Origin of the sequence: Amphibacillus sp. Q70 (genome assembly GCF_052055485.1) — a bacterium.
In the GTDB taxonomy this organism is placed as follows: Bacteria; Bacillota; Bacilli; order Bacillales; family Amphibacillaceae; genus Amphibacillus.
The window spans coordinates 3915522-3934768 of record NZ_CP197171.1; the positions used below are offsets into that span (position 1 = coordinate 3915522).

General features: G+C 36.6%; 16 protein-coding genes. 5 read left to right on the forward strand and 11 right to left on the reverse strand.

What is annotated here, in order from left to right; translation table 11 throughout:
- Positions 1 to 12: 12 nt before the first annotated feature.
- Positions 13 to 594: a TetR/AcrR family transcriptional regulator gene (locus ACS127_RS17845; protein ID WP_440896361.1), complete on the reverse strand. Its 582-nt coding sequence runs from the start codon at positions 592 to 594 to the stop codon at positions 13 to 15.
- A gap of 442 nt (positions 595 to 1036) precedes the next feature.
- Here ACS127_RS17845 and ACS127_RS17850 point away from each other — a divergent pair, with 442 nt between their 5' ends.
- Entirely contained in the window at positions 1037 to 2023 is a 987-nt protein-coding gene (locus ACS127_RS17850; protein ID WP_440896362.1) for a diaminopimelate dehydrogenase, read from the forward strand.
- A 48-nt stretch (positions 2024 to 2071) separates the two neighbouring features.
- Here the strand turns inward: ACS127_RS17850 and ACS127_RS17855 are convergent, their stop codons facing one another.
- Complete coding sequence (locus tag ACS127_RS17855; RefSeq protein WP_440896363.1) at positions 2072 to 2236, reverse strand: hypothetical protein; 165 nt, start codon at positions 2234 to 2236, stop codon at positions 2072 to 2074.
- A 148-nt stretch (positions 2237 to 2384) separates the two neighbouring features.
- Between ACS127_RS17855 and ACS127_RS17860 the strand changes: the two genes are divergently transcribed.
- The 3 genes from ACS127_RS17860 (at position 2385) to wrbA (ending at position 4185) form a co-directional block, all read left to right on the forward strand.
- Positions 2385 to 2624 carry a substrate-binding domain-containing protein gene (locus ACS127_RS17860; RefSeq protein ID WP_440896364.1) on the forward strand — a complete coding sequence of 80 codons (240 nt, stop codon included), beginning with the start codon at positions 2385 to 2387 and terminating at the stop codon, positions 2622 to 2624.
- Positions 2625 to 2877: 253 nt separating this feature from the next.
- Positions 2878 to 3489 (forward strand): flavin reductase family protein, encoded by a 612-nt coding sequence (locus ACS127_RS17865; RefSeq protein WP_440896365.1) that lies wholly within the window; start codon positions 2878 to 2880, stop codon positions 3487 to 3489.
- Between the two features lie 84 nt (positions 3490 to 3573).
- Complete coding sequence (wrbA, locus tag ACS127_RS17870; RefSeq protein WP_440896366.1) at positions 3574 to 4185, forward strand: NAD(P)H:quinone oxidoreductase type IV; 612 nt, start codon at positions 3574 to 3576, stop codon at positions 4183 to 4185.
- Positions 4186 to 4881: 696 nt separating this feature from the next.
- On the opposite strand, the gene arcC is transcribed toward wrbA, so the two are convergent.
- From arcC to ACS127_RS17910, 8 genes are all read right to left on the reverse strand, one after another.
- Positions 4882 to 5823: a carbamate kinase gene (arcC, locus tag ACS127_RS17875; protein ID WP_440896367.1), complete on the reverse strand. Its 942-nt coding sequence runs from the start codon at positions 5821 to 5823 to the stop codon at positions 4882 to 4884.
- Complete coding sequence (locus ACS127_RS17880) at positions 5816 to 7249, reverse strand: oxamate carbamoyltransferase subunit AllG family protein (RefSeq protein WP_440896368.1); 1434 nt, start codon at positions 7247 to 7249, stop codon at positions 5816 to 5818. Before ACS127_RS17880 ends, arcC begins: the two co-directional genes overlap by 8 nt.
- Before the next feature lie 178 nt (positions 7250 to 7427).
- Entirely contained in the window at positions 7428 to 8969 is a 1542-nt protein-coding gene (fdrA, locus tag ACS127_RS17885; RefSeq protein WP_440896369.1) for an acyl-CoA synthetase FdrA, read from the reverse strand.
- 541 nt (positions 8970 to 9510) lie between these two features.
- A complete protein-coding gene (locus tag ACS127_RS17890) occupies positions 9511 to 10461 on the reverse strand; it encodes a DUF2877 domain-containing protein (RefSeq protein ID WP_440896370.1) in 951 nt (316 codons plus the stop codon).
- A gap of 62 nt (positions 10462 to 10523) precedes the next feature.
- Entirely contained in the window at positions 10524 to 11825 is a 1302-nt protein-coding gene (locus ACS127_RS17895; RefSeq protein ID WP_440896371.1) for a uracil-xanthine permease family protein, read from the reverse strand.
- An 83-nt stretch (positions 11826 to 11908) separates the two neighbouring features.
- Entirely contained in the window at positions 11909 to 13162 is a 1254-nt protein-coding gene (locus tag ACS127_RS17900) for a citrate transporter (protein ID WP_440896372.1), read from the reverse strand.
- Between the two features lie 372 nt (positions 13163 to 13534).
- The gene (locus tag ACS127_RS17905; RefSeq protein WP_440896373.1) at positions 13535 to 14737 is read right to left on the reverse strand and encodes an amidohydrolase family protein; all 1203 of its coding nucleotides are present in this window, start codon (positions 14735 to 14737) and stop codon (positions 13535 to 13537) included.
- 22 nt (positions 14738 to 14759) lie between these two features.
- Positions 14760 to 15869: a ring-opening amidohydrolase gene (locus tag ACS127_RS17910; RefSeq protein ID WP_440896374.1), complete on the reverse strand. Its 1110-nt coding sequence runs from the start codon at positions 15867 to 15869 to the stop codon at positions 14760 to 14762.
- A 689-nt stretch (positions 15870 to 16558) separates the two neighbouring features.
- Here ACS127_RS17910 and ACS127_RS17915 point away from each other — a divergent pair.
- Positions 16559 to 18181 carry a PucR family transcriptional regulator gene (locus ACS127_RS17915; RefSeq protein ID WP_440896375.1) on the forward strand — a complete coding sequence of 541 codons (1623 nt, stop codon included), beginning with the start codon at positions 16559 to 16561 and terminating at the stop codon, positions 18179 to 18181.
- A gap of 352 nt (positions 18182 to 18533) precedes the next feature.
- Here ACS127_RS17915 and ACS127_RS17920 read toward each other — a convergent pair whose 3' ends face one another.
- Positions 18534 to 19220, reverse strand: coding sequence for a group II intron maturase-specific domain-containing protein (locus tag ACS127_RS17920; protein ID WP_440898177.1), 687 nt, complete (start codon positions 19218 to 19220; stop codon positions 18534 to 18536).
- Positions 19221 to 19247: the final 27 nt, after the last annotated feature.

The following is a 19247-nucleotide window of genomic DNA, read 5'->3' on the forward strand; positions in this document are numbered from 1 at the left end:
TTAATGGAGCTCTTATTTTGTACTTAATCCATCAACAATCATGTCGGCTAACAATTCCAATACTTGCGGGTAATGCTGACTTCCCACTTCTTCCTTATGAATATCAACAACAACCAAGGCATTGAATAGTGCAAGTATCGTATCTAAATCAATATCTTTTCGAAATTGACCAGATGCTTGCCAACGTTTAATATTATCTATCAAAACACTATAGATAAAACTATTTTTCCATACATCTGCTTCTTGGTTATAGTTCGAAAGCATTTGACTCACTTCAGTATTTTGATACCATTCCGCTAAAATAAGATTATCCTCACTCATAGCAATTATAGCTTTGAGAAATTGCTGAATCATCGGCTTTGGCGGCTGATTTTCATCAATTTGTGAAATAATCGTTCGTTTAGCCTGTTCATTTTCAGCTTGATATACTTGATTAAAAATTTGCTCCTTAGACGAATAGTATTTATAAAATGTTCCTACGGCAACATTGGCTTGTTCAGTAATAGCTGAAATATTCGTCTTTTTGAAGCCTTGTTTTAAAAAGAGAGCACGAGCAGCATCAAAAAGCGCTTGTTGTTTATCTTTCTGATTCATTTTTTACCTCTTTTCTTAGTGAATGAATTATCATTTTATTCATTCACTAATATACAGCTAAAAAAATAGTTTGTCAATACATTTTTGCGAACAATCTAATGAGAACTTGATAATTGTATTTTAAACTATTATACGATAAAGTAAGCATATGAAAAATCTCACTATTCTTAGTTTATTATTACTTTAAGTAATATAGACAAGTGTATTTTTTACACGATAGGAAAAGATAACATTCCAGCGAAAATTTACGATTGGACAAGTAATCATACTAAGAGTAGCAACGAAACAGGAATTTTAGCGATTCAAGTTTAAGTAAAACTAACACTTTCAAAAAACTTCGGCTAAAGTTCCCAAATCCTAAGAGAACATTAAGTCTAGCGCATGTATGTATCAATGAGTGAAAGTGGTTTTTCCTAAAATAGGTTAAAAAGGAGATGAATAGATGAATAACAAGATTAAGATAGGTATTGTTGGTTATGGAAACCTAGGTAAAGGTGCAGTTGAGGCAATTAAACAAACGGAAGATATGGAGTTAATTGCTGTTTTCTCTCGGAGAGACCCTAAAGACTTAGTCATTGATGAACCAAATGTTAAAACCTTACATGTTTCCGAGGCAAATGATTATAAAGATGAAATTGACGTTATGTTACTTTGTGGTGGTTCTGCTACAGATTTACCTGAGCAAACCCCTCAATTCGCTAGTCTATTTAATACGGTAGACAGCTTTGATACACATGCTAAAATTCCTGAGTTTTATCAATCCGTCAATGAAGTCGCACTTGAAAATAATACAACTGCAATCATCTCTGTTGGCTGGGATCCCGGTCTCTTCTCAACCAATCGTGTGATGGCAGATGCCATTTTACCAAATGGAGAAAACTACACGTTTTGGGGTAAAGGACTCAGTCAAGGGCATTCAGATGCAGTCCGTAGAGTAAATGGTGTAAAAAATGGGGTTCAATATACGATTCCCTCGGAAACAGCCATTGAAAAAGTTAGAAGTGGTGCCAACCCTGAATTAACAACAGCCGAGAAACATGATCGTATCTGCTATATTGTTGCTGAAGAAGATGCAGATAAAGCGGCAATCGAGCATGAGATTAAAACAATGCCAAACTATTTTGCTGATTACAATACCGAAGTGCATTTCATTACAGACGAAGAATTAAATCGTGATCATTCAAAAGCACCACATGGCGGTTTCGTGATTCGAGGCGGGCAAACAGGACTGGATAATAAGCAAATCTACGAATTCTCACTTAAATTAGATAGTAATCCTGAATTCACATCAAGTGTCATGGTTGCTTACGCAAGAGCTGCTTACCGATTGAACAAAGAAAAACAATTCGGTGCCAAAACCGTTTTTGATATTGCACCAGGCTATATTTCTCCACGTTCAGCAGAAGAATTGCGCAAAGACTTTTTATAATTAGTAATAAGAGTGGAATCCTCACTGACTAGCGTGTAGGTCCCACTCTTATTTATTGCAGATAACCGTCCGGTACAATGATTTTGGTGGAGCGAGTAGTTGAAACAATATGGTCAACACGACCGTTTTGGAAATATACTTCGCTTTCCGTGAGCTTGTCCCATAGCCGTCTTTACGGAAAACTTCCACCTGTAATTGACTTGCTCCAGACATCAAGTCGAATGGGAGGTATTGGAGGGGGGCAAATATTGAGGCAACGTATGAGGATAACTGGCATTTTATCGATGAACAATTAAGCGACCGGATCACTGACTATGATGGCATTTTTTGCAGTAATGATTTAATGGCTTATGCATGAGTCATGTATGCAAAATCCAAAGGAATCAAGGTTCCAGAACAATTAAAAATCATTGGCTATGATTATCATAGTTTCACTCAAATGTTACAGGAGCCTAAACTAACCTCGATTAAGCAACCTATCGAACAGTTGGGTAAAAGTTTAGCACGTACATTAATCAAGCAAATCCAACACAAAGATACTGGTGATCAAGTTGAACGAACTCTATACGATGTTGAATTAATTAAAGGACATACAACTTAAATCAATACTTATTTAATGTAATTGAATACCAAAACTTCTCTTATAGAAAAGCGAAGGCCATCACCAAGTCTCTATAGTGAAAGCCTTCGTTTTAATTATGTTATCATCGATAGACTATAAAAGAAGTTTTGGTATTTTAATTTGACAGCAGTTAAAATTTATTATACAATTATCTTGAATTCAAGATAAAAAATATTGCGATTCATTGTTAGTTCCAACTAAAATCAGGGAATTAGATTAAGGGGGCGGTATATTGTTAACATTTGATCCGAAACTAATTTCTGAACGACAAAATTACAAATTTTTAATTGGAACGGTCATTCCTCGCCCAATTGCTTTTGTAACAAGCGTTGGTGAAAATGGAGGATTAAATGGAGCACCCTTTAGTTATTTCAATATTGTTTCATCCAATCCACCAATGATTTCACTTGCTATTCAAAGGAAGAATGGACAAATGAAGGATACAGCCAAAAACATTAAGACAAACAAGGAATTTGTCGTCCATGTTGTCGATAACCAAAATGTTGAAAAAATCAATCAAACAGCTGCGTCATTACCATCAAATCAAAGTGAAATCGATCAAGCTGATTTAACCCGAATTGAAAGTGAAAAAATTTTGGTACCAGGAGTTAAAGAAGCGAAAATCCGCTTTGAATGTAGATTAGAACAAGCTTTAGAGTTAGGTGAAGATCATTCAATTGGAGTAGATCTTTTAATCGGTAAAATTGTTCAATATCACCTTGATGAAGATATTTATGATCAAAATCAGCGCATTGATCATGACATGTTGGAGGCAGTAAGTCGTTTAGCAGGCAACAATTATGCCAAAATTGGTGAAGTATTTGAAATAGAAAGACCTGATTAGTTAGACAATGCTTTTTATTGATAAAAATACTCACTTTTGGGTAAAACAATAATATAAGATTTAAAAATAAAGGAGATGGAAAAAATGTCAAACGTTAAATTAGCCGTTATTTTTTACAGTATGGGTGGAACGAATTATCAGTTAGCACAGTGGGCTGAAGAAGCCGGAAAAGAAGCTGGAGCAGAAGTAAGAGTTTTAAAGGTAGAAGAATTAGCACCACAAGCTGTTATTGAAGGAAATGAAGCCTGGAAAGCAACAGTGGAGGCAACAAAAGATATTCCTGTAGCCACGTCAGAAGATATTGAGTGGGCAGATGCAATGATCTTTAGCGCCCCTACGCGCTTTGGTGTTATGCCATCACAGATGAAACAATTCCTTGATATTCAAGGTGGTATCTGGGCAAGTGGCAAAACCGTAAATAAAGTTGTAAGTGCGATGAGTTCAGCCCAAAATCCACATGGCGGTCAGGAAGCTACTATATTATCCTTATATACCTCTATGATGCACTGGGGTGCGATTATTGCAGCGCCAGGATACACTGACCCCGTTTTATATGGTGCGGGCGGAAATCCTTATGGCACAAGCGTTTCTGTTGACCAAGATGGAAACATGGTTGAAGATGTTAAAGATGCAGTAAAACACCAAGCTAAGCGAACAATCAATATTGCAGAATGGGTTAAAAAAGGGAATCAATAAGTTGAAATATATAGGGCTGTTGCACAATTAGCTAGCTAATTGTGCAACAGCCCTTTTTGTGAGTCTTAGAAATGGGAATAAAACATTCTATTCAACCTTTGAATTAAATCTTTGTTTGAAATACAAGATAGAGATGCCTTCTATTCGACATTTTAGCTTGAGGTTTCATTTGAAATGAAGGATAGAAGGATGCTATTCGACTTTTTGACTTGAGATTTTATCTGAACTGATGGATAGAAGGGTTCTATTCGACATTTGGGCTTGAACTTTTGTTTGAAATGATGGATAGAGGCGCCCTATTCGACATTTTAACTTGAGGTTTCCTCTGAACTGATGGTTAGAGGCGCCCTATTCGACATTTTAACTTGAGGTTTCCTCTGAACTGATGGTTAGAGGCGCCCTATTCGACTTTTTGGCTTGAGGTTTCATTTGAACTGATGGATAGAGGCGCCCTATTCGACATTTTAACTTGAGGTTTCCTCTGAACTGATGGATAGAAGGGTTCTATTCGACATTTTGACTTGAGGCTTCCTCTCAAATGATGGATAGAAGGGCTCTATTCAACTTTTTGACTTGAGGCTTCCTCTCAAATGATGGATAGTTTCAAATCTGTAAAAAACATATAGCATAATAAAAAGAGCTGTTGCACTATTTATTTCTCATTTTGCAACAGCTCTATTTTTTTAAATTAGTTTTTTAGTTCTTTTTATTATAGAATGTTGTACCTGTTTTACCTACCATCGCATCTTTAGCTTTTTCAAGTGAGGATATAATCGCTTTACGATTTGATCCAGATTCTACAAAGGCAACTGCTGATTGCACTTTAGGCAGCATGCTTCCTGGAGCAAATTGACCTTCTTCTATTAATTGTTTCGCTTCCTCAACAGATACATTTTCTAAATCTTGCTGATTTGGTGTACCAAAGTGAATGGCGACACGTTCTACAGCTGTTAAAATAAACAAGTAATCCACATCAAGTTCTTCAGCTAAACACTCACTAGCTAAATCCTTATCGATAACAGCTTCAATCCCACGCAATTTTATCCCGTCTTCTATAACGGGAATGCCTCCCCCTCCAACAGTGATCACAATTTGTCCTGCATCAACTAAATGTTGTACCACATCTTTCTCAACCACTTTTTTCGGTTTTGGTGACGGAATAACACGTCGGTAGCCACGACCAGAATCCTCTATATAGGTATGTCCTGTTTGTTCAATTAATTTTTCAGCTTCTTCTTCAGAATAAAAGGAGCCTATCGGTTTAGTTGGATTATTAAATGCAGGATCATTAGGATCAACAACGACTTGAGTCACAACTGTTGCGACACTTTTTTGTATGGTTCTGTTTTTTAACTCTTCACTAATCGCATTTTGGAGGTGATAGCCTATATACCCTTGACTCATCGCTCCACACTCAGGAAATGGCATCATTGGAATGGAAGAATTTATATTTGATGCAATTTCAAAAGCCTGATTAATCTTACCAACCTGTGGCCCGTTTCCGTGAGCAATGACAACCTCATGACCTTGTTCGACAAGGCTAACAACTGTTTTCGCTGCCTCTTTCACGAGTTCTAGTTGTTCCTCTGGTGTGTCACCTAATGCATTTCCACCAAGGGCAATTAGTACTTTACCCATTGCTTAGTTCCCCCTTATATTTATTAGCAAATGTAAGCAAGGCCTTTTCAAAGCATGCTTTTGGTGGATGAACGACACCTGCACCAATTTGCCCAATCCCCGCTACTTTATGAGCAATTCCTGAATTGATCACGGGTAAAATATTCGTATCGACTACTTTTCGAATATCGATTCCACATGCAGAACCACGGAAATTCAAGGTTGGAATCGAATAGTTACTATTTTCTCCTGCGGTGATTTCATGCATTTGTTCACTATATTGGATAGCATCTTCAACGTCACCACCAACAAATTGAACAATGGCTGGGGCGCCACCCATGGCGAATCCACCAATCCCTGTTGTTTCTGTAATCGTACTGTCACCAAGATCAAGTGCGGCATCTTCAGTTGTATACCCTGGGAAGAGGAGTCCGTTCACATGATTAGCTGGTGCAGTGAACCATTCATTTTCACCCATACCGCTTAAACGGATACCGAATTCAACACCATTACGGCACATTGTCGTTACAACCGTAGAATATTGAACACCATGAGCAGCATCCAACATTGACTTACATGCTGGCATCGATAAGTTTAGAAAATAATGTTCATTACCCTTTAGGAACTGAAGGACTTCTTTGATTTCAGTTTTATTCAGATCAGTGAGCATGAAATACTCAACCATTTCTCGATAGAATAAACTCGTTGATGCCTTATTACGATTATGACATTCATCACCCATATGTAGGGCTTGTGCTGTTAATGATTTTAAATCGATACCATCCGTCAAGGCTAGAGCCTTTTTCAAAGCTGGTGCATACGTTTTTTCGAGCCAATTTAGACGATCTAATACTTCACTTGAAAAAGCACCAAATCTTAGTACTTTTCCTAGGCCTTCATTAACGGTGCAATAGGCTTTATTACCAAACGTTTTATTTTCAACGATATGGACAGGCATTGAAGGAGAAACTACTCCTGCCATAGGTCCAACTGTCGAGTGTTCATTACATGGTGAAAAATCAATTTCCCCTGATCCTGCAAGTTCACGTGCCTCTTCTTCATTTGATGCAAGTCCCTCATAAATCAATGCACCAATGACGGCACCTTGTTGTGGACCACACATATTGTCCCACTCAATCGGTGGACCCGAATGAAGAATTTTTTTCTCATGCATGCCTGGAACAACGTTTTTAGCTTGATCAATATCGATGAGAATCGGGTGAGAATCTGTGATTCTTTTGATCACTTCTTTATTCGCTTCTTCAACCTTTTCATTATCGACCAGCTCGTCTAGCGCTTCAATTAATTCTACATTCCCCCCCGCAGGTGGCTCCCAATCAACTTGAACCGCTTCAACATTTTGTAAATCCAGATCTTTCTTAAAGGTCGATGTTCCTATATTAATGACGCGCAATGAATCTTGAAATAATTGCTCGTTTTTACTCATCATAATGCCTCCCTATTCTTGTTGATATACTCATTATTTCTGTGAATCATTTAATTTCTGATCAATCTTTACTATTTCTTCAGAGAATCATTCCACTATAGAACTTAGGCAAAAGTGAATATTAACCAAAATCATAGCTAATGGATTCTCTCACTACAGCTGATGGTACTTAAGTTAACTATGAGATAAGCTGTGCCGCCATTTTTACGGCTGATTCATTACTTTCTGAAATATAAACACCAGCGTCTCTTAGTATTGCTGTTTGTTCTTGAAGACTTTGCTTGTCTTTATTTGTCCCGCAAATATAACCAATAATGGCAAGGTGACGTCCATCCGCTTCAGCTAGCTGCTGTGCTTCCTTAATCGTTTCAATGGTCACCCCAACTGGATCATCATGAGATCCATAGCCAAGTTCAAAATCCATTAATAAGACAGCTGTTTCAGAATCTTTCGCTTCCTGTGTAATTCGTGAATTACGTAAGGTTGGATCAATCATTGGATGGGGTTTACCGACAGTAAATTCATCTTCACCCATATCTAATAACACATGACCTTGGCTAGTAGACAGATTGACTAGTTTTTCATCAGCTTTTTTAGCTACATTACTTTTGATCTCCCCTGTTAAAGGACGTAAAATAGATAATGCTTCGGATGTTAACGTTCCACCACAATACAAACCACGTACATATTTTTGTGAGCCACTTAGTTTACCTTTTTGTTCTGTGATCCACTGTTCTTGTTCTAAATTCTCTTCATCTTTAAAGGTAATTGAAGGATCTACATGTTCAACGAGTCTTTTTGCAGCACCTGTTAAGGTATTGGCAAATGTTGCTCCAGCTTCTTCCACAGCGGTAGCATCTCCATCAATAAAGCAAATAACAACAGGTTTACTAGCCTTTTTCACTTGTGCAAGAATTTTTTCTTGGACACTTTCTGCTGGCGGCTTAGAAATCAGACCAATAATATCCGTGTTTTCATCTTGCTCTAGGGCTTCTAAACCTGCCAACATCATGATTCCACCGATGGATTCATGAAGATCACGCCCACCTGTTCCAATCGCCTGAGAAATACCATAACCGAGACGATCAACCTGCACCATAACTTCCTGTAAACCTGTACCAGAAGCAGCAACAAGACCGATATTGCCCTTGTTCACTTTATTAGCAAAACACAAGCCTGCTTGATTCAGCATAGCGGTTCCACAATCTGGACCCATGACAAACAATCCTGCTTCTTTCGCTTTTTCCTTTATCTCCTTTTCATCTTCTAAGCTGACATTATCACTAAAGATCATGACATTAAGACCCTTTTTAATCGCTTGGCGTGCTTCACGAGCAGCATATTGCCCTGGAACGGAAATAACTGCAAGATTTGCTTCCGGCATAGTATCCAGTGCCGAATTCAACGTCTTAAGTGGTTTATCCTCATTGTTTTTCTTCGATGACTTTTTGGAATATAATTGATCATTAATATATTCCATAACCTCTTCAACTCGTTCTTCAGTCTCCGTTTTTACCGCAATAACCAAATCGTTATCTGTCGCCTCTTTAGCCTCATCTGTTAAGAGACCGATATTATCTAATAAATCCTTGTTCATTTGTGTCGCCATTGATACAACAGCTTCTTCAACACCCTCTAACTCGAGAATTTTTCCCGATAAAGACATGAGTGTAACAGAATCATGATAAGCATTTTTTTCAATTATTACTTTTGATCCCATTGTGATACCTCCCTAATAAATTTGAAATTCTATAATTAAACCCTAAATAGGGTATTTTAACTAAAATGATCTTGCTTGCTTTTTTAGAAAAACTCGCTTTCGCTCACTAGCACATGGATGTGTTGGCTTCGATGTTCCCATAGGACAAGGAGAGCTTCGGAGCGATACATCGCACAAAGAAAATAGATCTTTATTTTCGAGGACATGGGAAACTTAGTCGAAGATCCTTTGAAAGATTCAGTTTTTCTTATACTTAGGACGTTAGAATTTCCGCTTCGTCGAATAACTTCGGCCCTGAAATTTTATACTTTCCTAATGTGCGTTCTTTGCTGTCTAACTAAACCGATAGCCCTCAGAGAAGTCGTTTATTGAGGGTAAATGAGTTCGTTAAAACAAGTAACTGTATCAATACTCCATCGTTACTTCTTAGTTTTTGTAACGGGAAATCATAAATACAAGGTTTTAGTGAGCAGTAAAGTTTGCCGAAAAATCCTAATCTTTCATGCCATTCAATGGGTTCCCTGGAAAAATTTGATCATTTCTAAACATCCAAGCTGTTCAAGCTATATTTTAAACTCGTCACCATTCCCGTTGCCATATCAGTTCCTGACAACGATCCAATCGCAAAAACCTTTTCGATACTATCAATAAGTATTACATCAGCTTGAGTTGTACAAAGATCGTTAATAAAATTTAACAATCTTTCTCGCGTTCTTCCTTCAATACTTGCTTTAATCATCATCACACTAATATCTGTTGTTGAAAGATCCATATTTTTGAGCAAATGCATTAATTTTCTAAATATCGTTTGTGGCTTTTCTTCATCGATCAGATTTAATACCGTAATAAAACCAGTTAAGAAATCATCACCTGATGGAGTTAAACCATTTCCCAAACCAATCAGTGCCTGAACACTTTCTTTTAGTATTTTGGGCTCTTGATCTAGGCATGATAAAAAATAGCTAATTCTTTTTTCAAGTTCTTTTTCTACCAGTGAAACGTTTGGCTTACCTAGTCGAGATAAATGGTTTTTCTCATAATAATACTTTGCCCCACCCGATGGTGTGTTTGCTTGTAGTAACTCATGATAGACATTAAGGTTCTTTTGAAAAACTGACTTATATTGGTGTAAGTGAATTGCTAATTTCTTTGGGCACCAAAGTTTCCCTGTCTCAAGGTTCACCAATAATTTATTAGCTATCTCTAAATGATTATTCTTTAGAAAAACTGGATCTCCCTTATCAATGTCTAAAGCAAGAAAACTTATTGAATCATTCGTTGCCAACCGGATCGAGTATGGTCCATTATCCAAATCTTGTTTGAGTATGCTATATAGCTTATTGGATTCACTCTGAAAATTAATGACCCGTTTAAAGATACTGTGGATATTACCCACCTTCTTCGCTGGCTGTTGCTTAGATTTTACAACCCATTCATTAAATCCTTCATCAAATGAGAGGGAGAAAAATCTAAGATGTTGCTTCTGTCTCATTGATTGTTCTCTCCCTCATCAATCGCTTCATTTTCTCCAGTGCAAGCTGGCAATAATTATTTTTAATCATTTTTAGGCAGCACTAAGTTCATAATGATTGCCACCAATGCGGCTGGAACAACACCAGATGTTAAAGCAAAGTGAATACTATCAGGTAATAAGTGTGTGGCTTCAGGTATAATATTCAACCCAACACCAAGTCCTAAGGAAATTGAGATAATTAACATATTGCGGCTATCGAATTTTACTTTTTTCAATAATGAAAGTCCTGAAACAGCAACCATTGAAAACATAGCTAATGCTGCCCCGCCTAAAACGGGCTCAGGCATAATCGCAATCATAGATGAGAATTTAGGAAGAAGTGCTAAAATAATTAAAATAACTGCGCCTATTCTTACAACATACTTACTAAAAACACCTGTCAAATTGACGACACCGACATTTTGTGTAAAAGAAGTGTTTGGAAAACTGTTATAAAAGGCAGCTAAGACACTACTTATTCCATCAGCTACGACACCACCGCTTAATTCTTCATCAGATGGTTCCCGTCCCTCAGCTCCATTTGTAATAGCAGATACATCGCCCATCGTTTCGATCGTTGTCGCAAGATACATAAAGAGCATCGTTAAAATGGCAACCGGCTTAAATGCTAATTTATATTGAAATGGCTTAGGAAATGAGAGCCAATTAGCTTCCAATACTGGCGCGAAATCAACTAAGTTAAAAAAGGCAGCAATAATATAGCCAAAAATAATCCCAATCAATATCGATGAAGATTTTAAGAATTTATTTTTACTTTGATTAAATACAATGATCGTTACTAGTACAATCGTTGCAATCAATAAACTGGTCAGATCACCTAGATTCTCTCCTCCACCAGCAGCTTGTTCAATGCCTACAGGTATTAAAGTAATCCCGATTGTTAAAACGACAATCCCGCTGACTAAAGGGGGAAATACACGTTTTAATCTTTTTAAGTTTTTTCCGATCAAAATTTCAAATAATGCCCCAATTAAACTTGCCCCCAATACACCTGGTATGCCATAATCTTCAGCAATAAGCAAAACTGTTGCAATAAAAGCATTACTTGTTCCCATGACAATTGGAAGACCTGAGCCTATCCCCTTATACTTAGCAAGCTGGATAAAAGTTGTTATTCCTGCCATAAGTAAAGCACACTGAATTAAAAAAGTTGTTTCCGATGATGATAGACCTAACAATCCTGATACCAAAAGGGGTACAGTGATATTAGCGGCAAACACTGCTAGTACATGTTGGAAAGCCAATGGAATCGCCTTAACAAGTTTAGGTCTATCGTCGATGCCATAGATAATTTCTAATTCACTTTTTTGATTTTTTTCCATTTTCACCACACCTTTATCTAATTAAACCATCCATATTTATAAACTATTGTTGGTGGCAAAATACAGAATGTCAGATCATATTATTAAACAACAATCACTGCAACAATAATAATTAAAACAAGCATTCCTACTATAAATTTAAAATTTGTTTTGATAACATCCATAATCTCTAGCCCAAAACCTTCTGCTAAGGCGGCGACGTTAATTTGAACAGGACTAATTTGTGTACCTAGACCCGTTGCAATCGCCACAAATCCCATTGCTTCAGATGGAAGTCCTAGAGACGATAATGTCGGTAATGTCAACGTTAGCACACCAGCTGTAAATGCACCGGAAGGGATAGCGATTAAAAAGGCTAAGATCATAGCAACTGGTAACACAATCATTTCTGGTACTTGTCGTGCCAATGCAGCAATTTGTTCAAATGTGCCAAGCTCACTGATCAAATTAATAAATGCTAGAAAAATCCCAACCGAAAATAATGTGGTTAAAATAAATCTGGAACCATCTACCAAAGCTTCACTTGTTTTATTACCACTTAATGGCGTAAAGATAACCGTTAAAATAGCGGTAAAGATAACCGATGTAGCAGGTGTAAATAAATTGATACCAATCAGAGAGTTCAGACTACTTCCGGCAACAACCATAGCAAGTAATGCCACAAAAGGAATTGACGTTTTTAATAATGTTCCGTTCCCTTGGTTTGCGAATTCATCTTTTTCTTCCGCTTTTTTATTGATTAATGTCCCTCTTCTATACACACCATAGATAGCCAATCCAGCCGCTAACAAATAAAAAATAATCGTATAAGGTAACATGGCTGAGGCGTGTGCAACCACATCTCTTCCAGCACTTTCAGCTGTTAAGACTGTTTCAGTAGAAGCTGGGGAGACCGTAAAACCAACCGCTGAAATAATAGCCATCGCTCCAATAACCTCAGGTATTGCACCTACAGCAGCTGCCACTAATGGCGCCGTTACCATTGTATTTCCGGCACCCATACCTGCTGTGTAAGTTGCGAGCCCTTGAATAAGAACAATAATTCCGGCTAAAATGCTAATCTTACCTTTTAAAAGCCTTCTAGACAGTTCTACCAAAGACTGAATGCTTCCAGCTTTCGATACCATGACTGCCGCTGAAGCATAAAGAATAGGAACCGTAATGGTTAACATATTGTTAATCCCATCAATAAATATGTCAGATATTTGACTTAAACCAATACCGCCAATAATAACAGCGACGATCCCACCTGCTAGTCCAGCAACCAACATATGGTGTCTTCTGAACAATAGAACTAATACAATAATGACGGGAATAATGTTGATTAATAAACTCATTATATTCATCTCCTTTTATTCAATTTTAAAAATAACAACAGAGGTAACAATATTTTGAAACGGACTCCTCTATCTCCTTTTAGAATATATCCATCTAGTTATAAAGAAACAATACTAGCCAAACTTCCAAACTCGCTTTTGCTCATCCTTAAAGCGAAAGCATCCGTTTTACTTATACTTGCACTATCAAGAAAATAAGCTTTTAATGATGATAGTATAAGTAAAGCTATAGCTTCCGCTTTTTTACCTTGGCGATAAGCAAAGCTTTTCTAGGGATACTTAAATTTCTGCTTCATAGAATAGCCTCTTAGCTGAAATTTTATCCTTTTCTAATGCGTAACAAGATATTTTGGCTGAAAACAACTTTTACTGCTAATCATTTTTGTTAAATATCCCCTTCGCAAAATAGCCAAATAAATTTGCTTGTTTTATGATGGCTTCGGCTTTGCTACATGCATCTAAAATGATGAAGTTAGCCTGATTTCCTTGTTCAAGCTCATAGTTAAATCCTAGCGATTTTCCTGGAATAATCGAGATCATATCAAATAAATGATCTAAATCTTCCTCACCACCCATTTGGCATCCATGTGCCGCAATGAGAGCTTCCTCTAACATATTTCCATTTCCAAATGGGTTAAATGGGTCCCTAATGTTATCGGAACCAATCGCAACTGGGATGTCTTTGTCAATAAGATATTTGACCGGAGTGATTCCTCTTCTAATGTTTTTCTTATCACGACGTCCTTGTAAATATAAGTTTGTCGAAGGAAGAGAAATAACATTAATTTTAGCTTCCTTAATCAAATCCACAATTGGTGAGATCACTTCCCGATCATTAGCTGCTAAACTGCATAAATGCCCTGCTGTGACTCTGCCAGTATAGCCGTTTGCTAGCGTTAACCTGGCAAGATCCTTAATCGTAAGAGAAGAAGGATCGTCTGTTTCATCAATATGCATATCGATGTCGACATCATATTTGACTGCCAGTTTAAAAATCATTTCCATATGCTTAACTGGATCGTCTTCGGTTGCCGGAATTCCACCGATAAGATCCGCTCCAGCTTGCAAAGCTTTTTCTAAATAAGCATAGGATGCTGCATCATTGTTAATGCCATCTTGAGGAAAAGCAATAATTTGCAGTTCAAGTATTTCTTTATACTCTTCCTTTAACTCCATTAGTGCTTCAATTGATCTTAATTTGATTCGGTCATCTACATCTATATGGGTTCTAAGGAATCTCGAGCCGTTTTCAAAAGATTGTTCAAGTGTTTGTCTGGCGCGTTGTTTGATATCTTCTTTGGTCATGTTAGGTTTATACTTGCTCATTATCTCTATCGCTTCAGATAACGTTCCACTTTGATTCACTTTATTTTCACTAATCATCGCTTTATCTAAATGCATATGCCCATCTACAAATCCACTGATAACCAATTTACCTTTTAAATCGATAATGTTAGTAACTGATTTTTCGACTTGAATATCTTTTGAAATGTTTTCAATCAAACCCTCTTTGATATGAATATCTTTTATTTGATTACTAAAAGGAAAATAACCGTTTTTTAGTAAATAATTCACTTATTTCACCCATTTCAATCGATTATTTTTCGATAATCACGGCGACTGGTCCTCCACCATCAGGACCTTGGTGTTCTGAACCACCAGACACATAAACCATCGGGTCACCAACAATAGAAGCAATCACACCATTGACAACTGCTCGAGCATGACGCGTATGATTAATATCAGAATCTGTCAACATGGTCGTTCTTCTACCTCTTACCTTTCCATTAGAAGAAGCTTCTGCTTTAGCGAGAACATTGACAATTCTCTTCTTATCATCTTCTGATGGGAGCTTATCAACATCAAGTCCACTATTTCTGATTGCTTCAATCACAGCTTCTAAATCGATAGCATCCTTCATCACACTATGACCCATTCGATACTTACTAACAGACTTTGTAGAATTCCCCATAATAATGACTTCACAATTCATTAATTCAACACCCGCTGATGTTGAAGCTACACCTGAATATAAAGACCAATCATTTAGGATAGATTCACTTGAAACTTGATCTTTTTCAACTTCCCCAAGAGCAACAGCCACACCTAATGCAGAGGCACCTCTTGAATAGCCCATCGATTTATAGGTATCTTCTATTACGACAGATTGTCCTCTAGACTTGGCGTCAGACATTCGATCTGAAGTCAATAAAGGACATTTGATCTGAACAAAGTGAACATCGTCTGTACTTTCAATTCCTGCTGATGTCATAAGTTCATGGACTACCTTTTCAACTTCTTCTACCATGGTTAGCGTACCAATTTCTTCAGGAAGAAAATCTCGGGTAAATCCCACATCAGCAACTAAGGCTTTATCAGTACTTTCTTCAACAACACCTTCTACTTCCTTTTTCGTAAAAATAGTCGCATGTGGAGTCATCACCCCTTCAGTTCCTCCGGACATAACAAAGGCAACATGTTCTTCAATTTCTTTTTCTGTTGTTCCAAGTGTCTCAGCAAGATACTTTCTAAAAACAAAAGTCGTAAATCCTCGAGTAAAATCGTTGACACAACCATTCCCCTCTGTCTTGCCTAACACTGCTATAATCTCAGCAGGATTAATGTCACCACTTTTAATCAATTCTTCTAACCCTGATACATCGTCTGGACCTGACATAGGTATTTTATAAACATTGACATCCATCATTATTCTTCTCCTCCTTGATATTAAATTTGTGTAATTTATCCATAAAGACTAATGTTTGAACCATTAGGAAACGGTTTCAAACGTCTTTAATTAAATGTTAGCATGTGACCCATTATTAAATCATCATAAATAATTGATGAAAATATCTTTTCTTATTGTGTACTTTTGACAATACAATACTTTCTATTATAAAATCATCAGGAAGAATGAACTTAAATTAAAATAGTAAATTCATTGTATTTAATGAAAGCCGTTGCCGTTGCATAAAAAAACCGAGAAAGCCCCTCGGTCCTTTACTGCTTAGCCAGGTAAGATTTCCGCTTTGAGAAGTCTATTTCTGCAGAAAAAGAGTCTACATGACATCGTTCATACAGATATATGTTCTTACTTGTCCCATCATAAAGAGCTGATGGCAAGCTAAGTCTTCCTAAGCATGAATTAAAAAAGGTTAGACAACTCGAATGAGTAAAAGCAACAATATCATGTAATTTCTCCGAAGAAAACTTTTTTATCCATAAAAAGAGCAAATAACTTTCAATATGATGAGAAAATCTGAGTTTTTCCTGATATAGTGGTATTGTTTTTTTATACTTTATCTTTTACAGAAAAGCATAAAGTCAAATGAATTTTCTAAGCTCTATTTTAAGAGAGGTAAATTCTCAAACGTAAAAAAGAATGGATGATGAAATATGTTGATCACAGTAAAAGATGTCCTAGAGCTGGATGGATTTATAAACGCTAAAGTCGTTGCTGGCGAAAAAGGACTTTCAAATACAGTTAGTAATGCTGCTTTAATGGAAGTACCAGATATTCTCCCTTTTGTTAAAGCTAATAATTTACTCATTACAACGTTGTTCCCCATTTATGATGATGAAGACACCATTAATAATCTTATTCCACAAATTGAAAAATTAAATTTGGCAGGAATATGTATTAAACCTGCGAGGTATGTAGAAGAAATTCCTTCTATTATGATTGAACAAGCTGATGCATTAAATTTTCCGATCATTGAATTACCGACCAATGTCAATTTTTCTGAACTGATTTCAGAAATTATTGAATTATCTTTAGACAAACATATCGAAGTGTTAAATTTCAGAAACTATATTCACCAGCATTTAATGAATTTATTTTTAAAAGGAGCAGATATTGGAACTTTGGTTAATAGTTTAGCAAAACTGGTTAAATTCCCTATTATCTTACTAGATAATGAGTTGAATATTGATTTAGTATCAGAGGACATTACTGATAAAGAAGTTTCTCTTATTCCTTCTAAATCCGAATATACAAATAATCATTTTATTATTCGCATCAATGATGTTGATTATAGTGAACAAGCCTATATCAAACACCTTATTAATGCAGGACAGCGAAAATTTGGTTACCTCTTACTATTAAAAGGAGACTCTAAAGATAAAAATATGCTTATTGCAGTTGAACAGGCTTCCTTATTGATTGCATCCGTATTTTTCAAAAATGATGCTGTCATAGAAAAAGAAAAAACATTTCAAGATTCCTTTATTAGAGATATTTTAAATGGGAAAAAGTATTCACAGATAGAAACGATCAATAAGGCAAGATCTTTTGGCTGGAGTTTAGAGTTTCCTCAAGTTCTGATGAACATTAAAGTTTGGTTGGAAGATGAGCAAAAGAAAAAAGAAGCCTATGATTATATCTTAAATTCAAATCTGATCGAAAAAGCATTAGAACAATTATCGTTGTTAACTGGGGATAAATTCAAAAGTGTCTTTTTAGATGATTCGCTTGTCCTTTTTATTAATGTCGCCTTTGTTAATCAGATCAAAAAAAAGGTGACAGAAGCTGGATACTTAATTAATGAAAATTTGAAAAACAAGTTTAGAATAGGGATTGGAATTTCCAACTCAATTGTTGATGTTAATCAATTTCCTTCTGCTTACCAAGAAGCCCAAAATGCTTTGTATATTGGATCCTATATAGAACCAGTACCTTTCGTCAGTCATTATGATAACTATCAATTATTTAATGTCATTAAAGAGGTTCAGAATACAGATATTCTGCAAAAATATGTTGATAATAAATTAGGGGAAATCATCGCTTACGATAAAAAGGCAAATATGAATCTCATCAAAACGCTCATAATATTAATAGAGGAAAATTTTAATGCGAAAAAAGCTGCCAATAAGCTATTCATTCACTACAATACGCTAAGGTATCGAATGGAAACCATTAAAAAACTTGGCATAGACATTAATAATGGGCTTGAAATTGCGGAAATTACCTTTGCCTACAATGTTCACCTGTGGCTTAAGGCAAATAAATTATCCAATTGAAGACAGTCTGTATGATATGATTTTCATCGATACAACTAATGACCTGTGCTTTGCTTCAAGTGAAATTGCAAGGTCAAAAACCGAATAGAGTACTTCTATCCCATGTTTTGGACTTCGAATCCATATCATAAGCTGGATCAAGCATCACTGAAATGTCCTTTTGTGTTTTATTTCGTATCCTACTCATGAGAGCTCACTCGAATGGATTTAAGTGTTGTAACGAGGATGGCAATAATTGTTGCACTTGTTGAGGTGTTCAACCTTTTTGGTCATATAAATCGAGTAGAGGGAAAAGCTAAGTAGCTTTCCGCCCCTCTCACACCACCGTACGTACGGTTCCGTATACGGCGGTTCAATAGTTTGAGTGTACGAACTGGTATTGAAGAGCGATATCTTTATATCCTCTCGATGCCAGTTCTTTATCTGTCAAGGAACGATGGAGTACATAGCTACCAGATATGACCCAGTAGCCTTTTCTTGTATTCGACCATTCATAAGCTTTCCGTTTATCGATACCTAGATGAATTAGATTCTTTCTCTTTGTGCGTGGATTTTTCCACTGTTTCCAGATACATTGTCTAATCCTTCGCTTCAGCCACTCGTTTAGATTCTTCATAAATCCTTTCATTTCTCCTATGCCATAGTAGTTTATCCACCCTGTCATAAGCTGCTGGATTTCTTTTAGAATCACATCGATACTTCGTCCACGATTACGTTTGGTAATCCGTCTAAGTTTCTGTTTAACGGTTACTTTTGCTTTATAATGGGGACGGATTTGAACACCTTTCTTTGTAACGAGGAGACAGAAGCCTAGAAACTTTCGTTTCAAAGGGCTGCCCACCGCACTCTTTTCCCGATTCACTGTAAGACTCAAATCCGTCTCGAGAAATTTCGTAATACTTTTCATTACTCGCTGACCTGCTCTTTTACTTTTTACATAAATGTTACAGTCATCTGCGTAACGCACGAATCGATGTCCTCGTTTCTCCAATAGCTGGTCTAATTCGTTTAAGTAAATATTACTGAGTAACGGAGACAGGTTTCCCCCTTATGCAAAGTATTATGT

Excerpts from the sequence above, each read along its gene's own strand:
- fdrA (WP_440896369.1), bottom strand. The coding sequence starts at position 8,969 with ATGGGATCAAAAGTAATAATTGAAAAAAATGCTTATCATGATTCTGTT.
- ACS127_RS17860 (WP_440896364.1), top strand. The coding sequence starts at position 2,385 with ATGTATGCAAAATCCAAAGGAATCAAGGTTCCAGAACAATTAAAAATC.
- ACS127_RS17845 (WP_440896361.1), bottom strand. The coding sequence starts at position 594 with ATGAATCAGAAAGATAAACAACAAGCGCTTTTTGATGCTGCTCGTGCT.
- wrbA (WP_440896366.1), top strand. The coding sequence starts at position 3,574 with ATGTCAAACGTTAAATTAGCCGTTATTTTTTACAGTATGGGTGGAACG.
- ACS127_RS17910 (WP_440896374.1), bottom strand. The coding sequence starts at position 15,869 with ATGATGGATGTCAATGTTTATAAAATACCTATGTCAGGTCCAGACGAT.
- ACS127_RS17855 (WP_440896363.1), bottom strand. The coding sequence starts at position 2,236 with ATGTCTGGAGCAAGTCAATTACAGGTGGAAGTTTTCCGTAAAGACGGC.
- arcC (WP_440896367.1), bottom strand. The coding sequence starts at position 5,823 with ATGGGTAAAGTACTAATTGCCCTTGGTGGAAATGCATTAGGTGACACA.
- ACS127_RS17915 (WP_440896375.1), top strand. The coding sequence starts at position 16,559 with ATGTTGATCACAGTAAAAGATGTCCTAGAGCTGGATGGATTTATAAAC.
- ACS127_RS17880 (WP_440896368.1), bottom strand. The coding sequence starts at position 7,249 with ATGAGTAAAAACGAGCAATTATTTCAAGATTCATTGCGCGTCATTAAT.
- ACS127_RS17895 (WP_440896371.1), bottom strand. The coding sequence starts at position 11,825 with ATGGAAAAAAATCAAAAAAGTGAATTAGAAATTATCTATGGCATCGAC.
- ACS127_RS17890 (WP_440896370.1), bottom strand. The coding sequence starts at position 10,461 with ATGAGACAGAAGCAACATCTTAGATTTTTCTCCCTCTCATTTGATGAA.
- ACS127_RS17850 (WP_440896362.1), top strand. The coding sequence starts at position 1,037 with ATGAATAACAAGATTAAGATAGGTATTGTTGGTTATGGAAACCTAGGT.
- ACS127_RS17900 (WP_440896372.1), bottom strand. The coding sequence starts at position 13,162 with ATGAGTTTATTAATCAACATTATTCCCGTCATTATTGTATTAGTTCTA.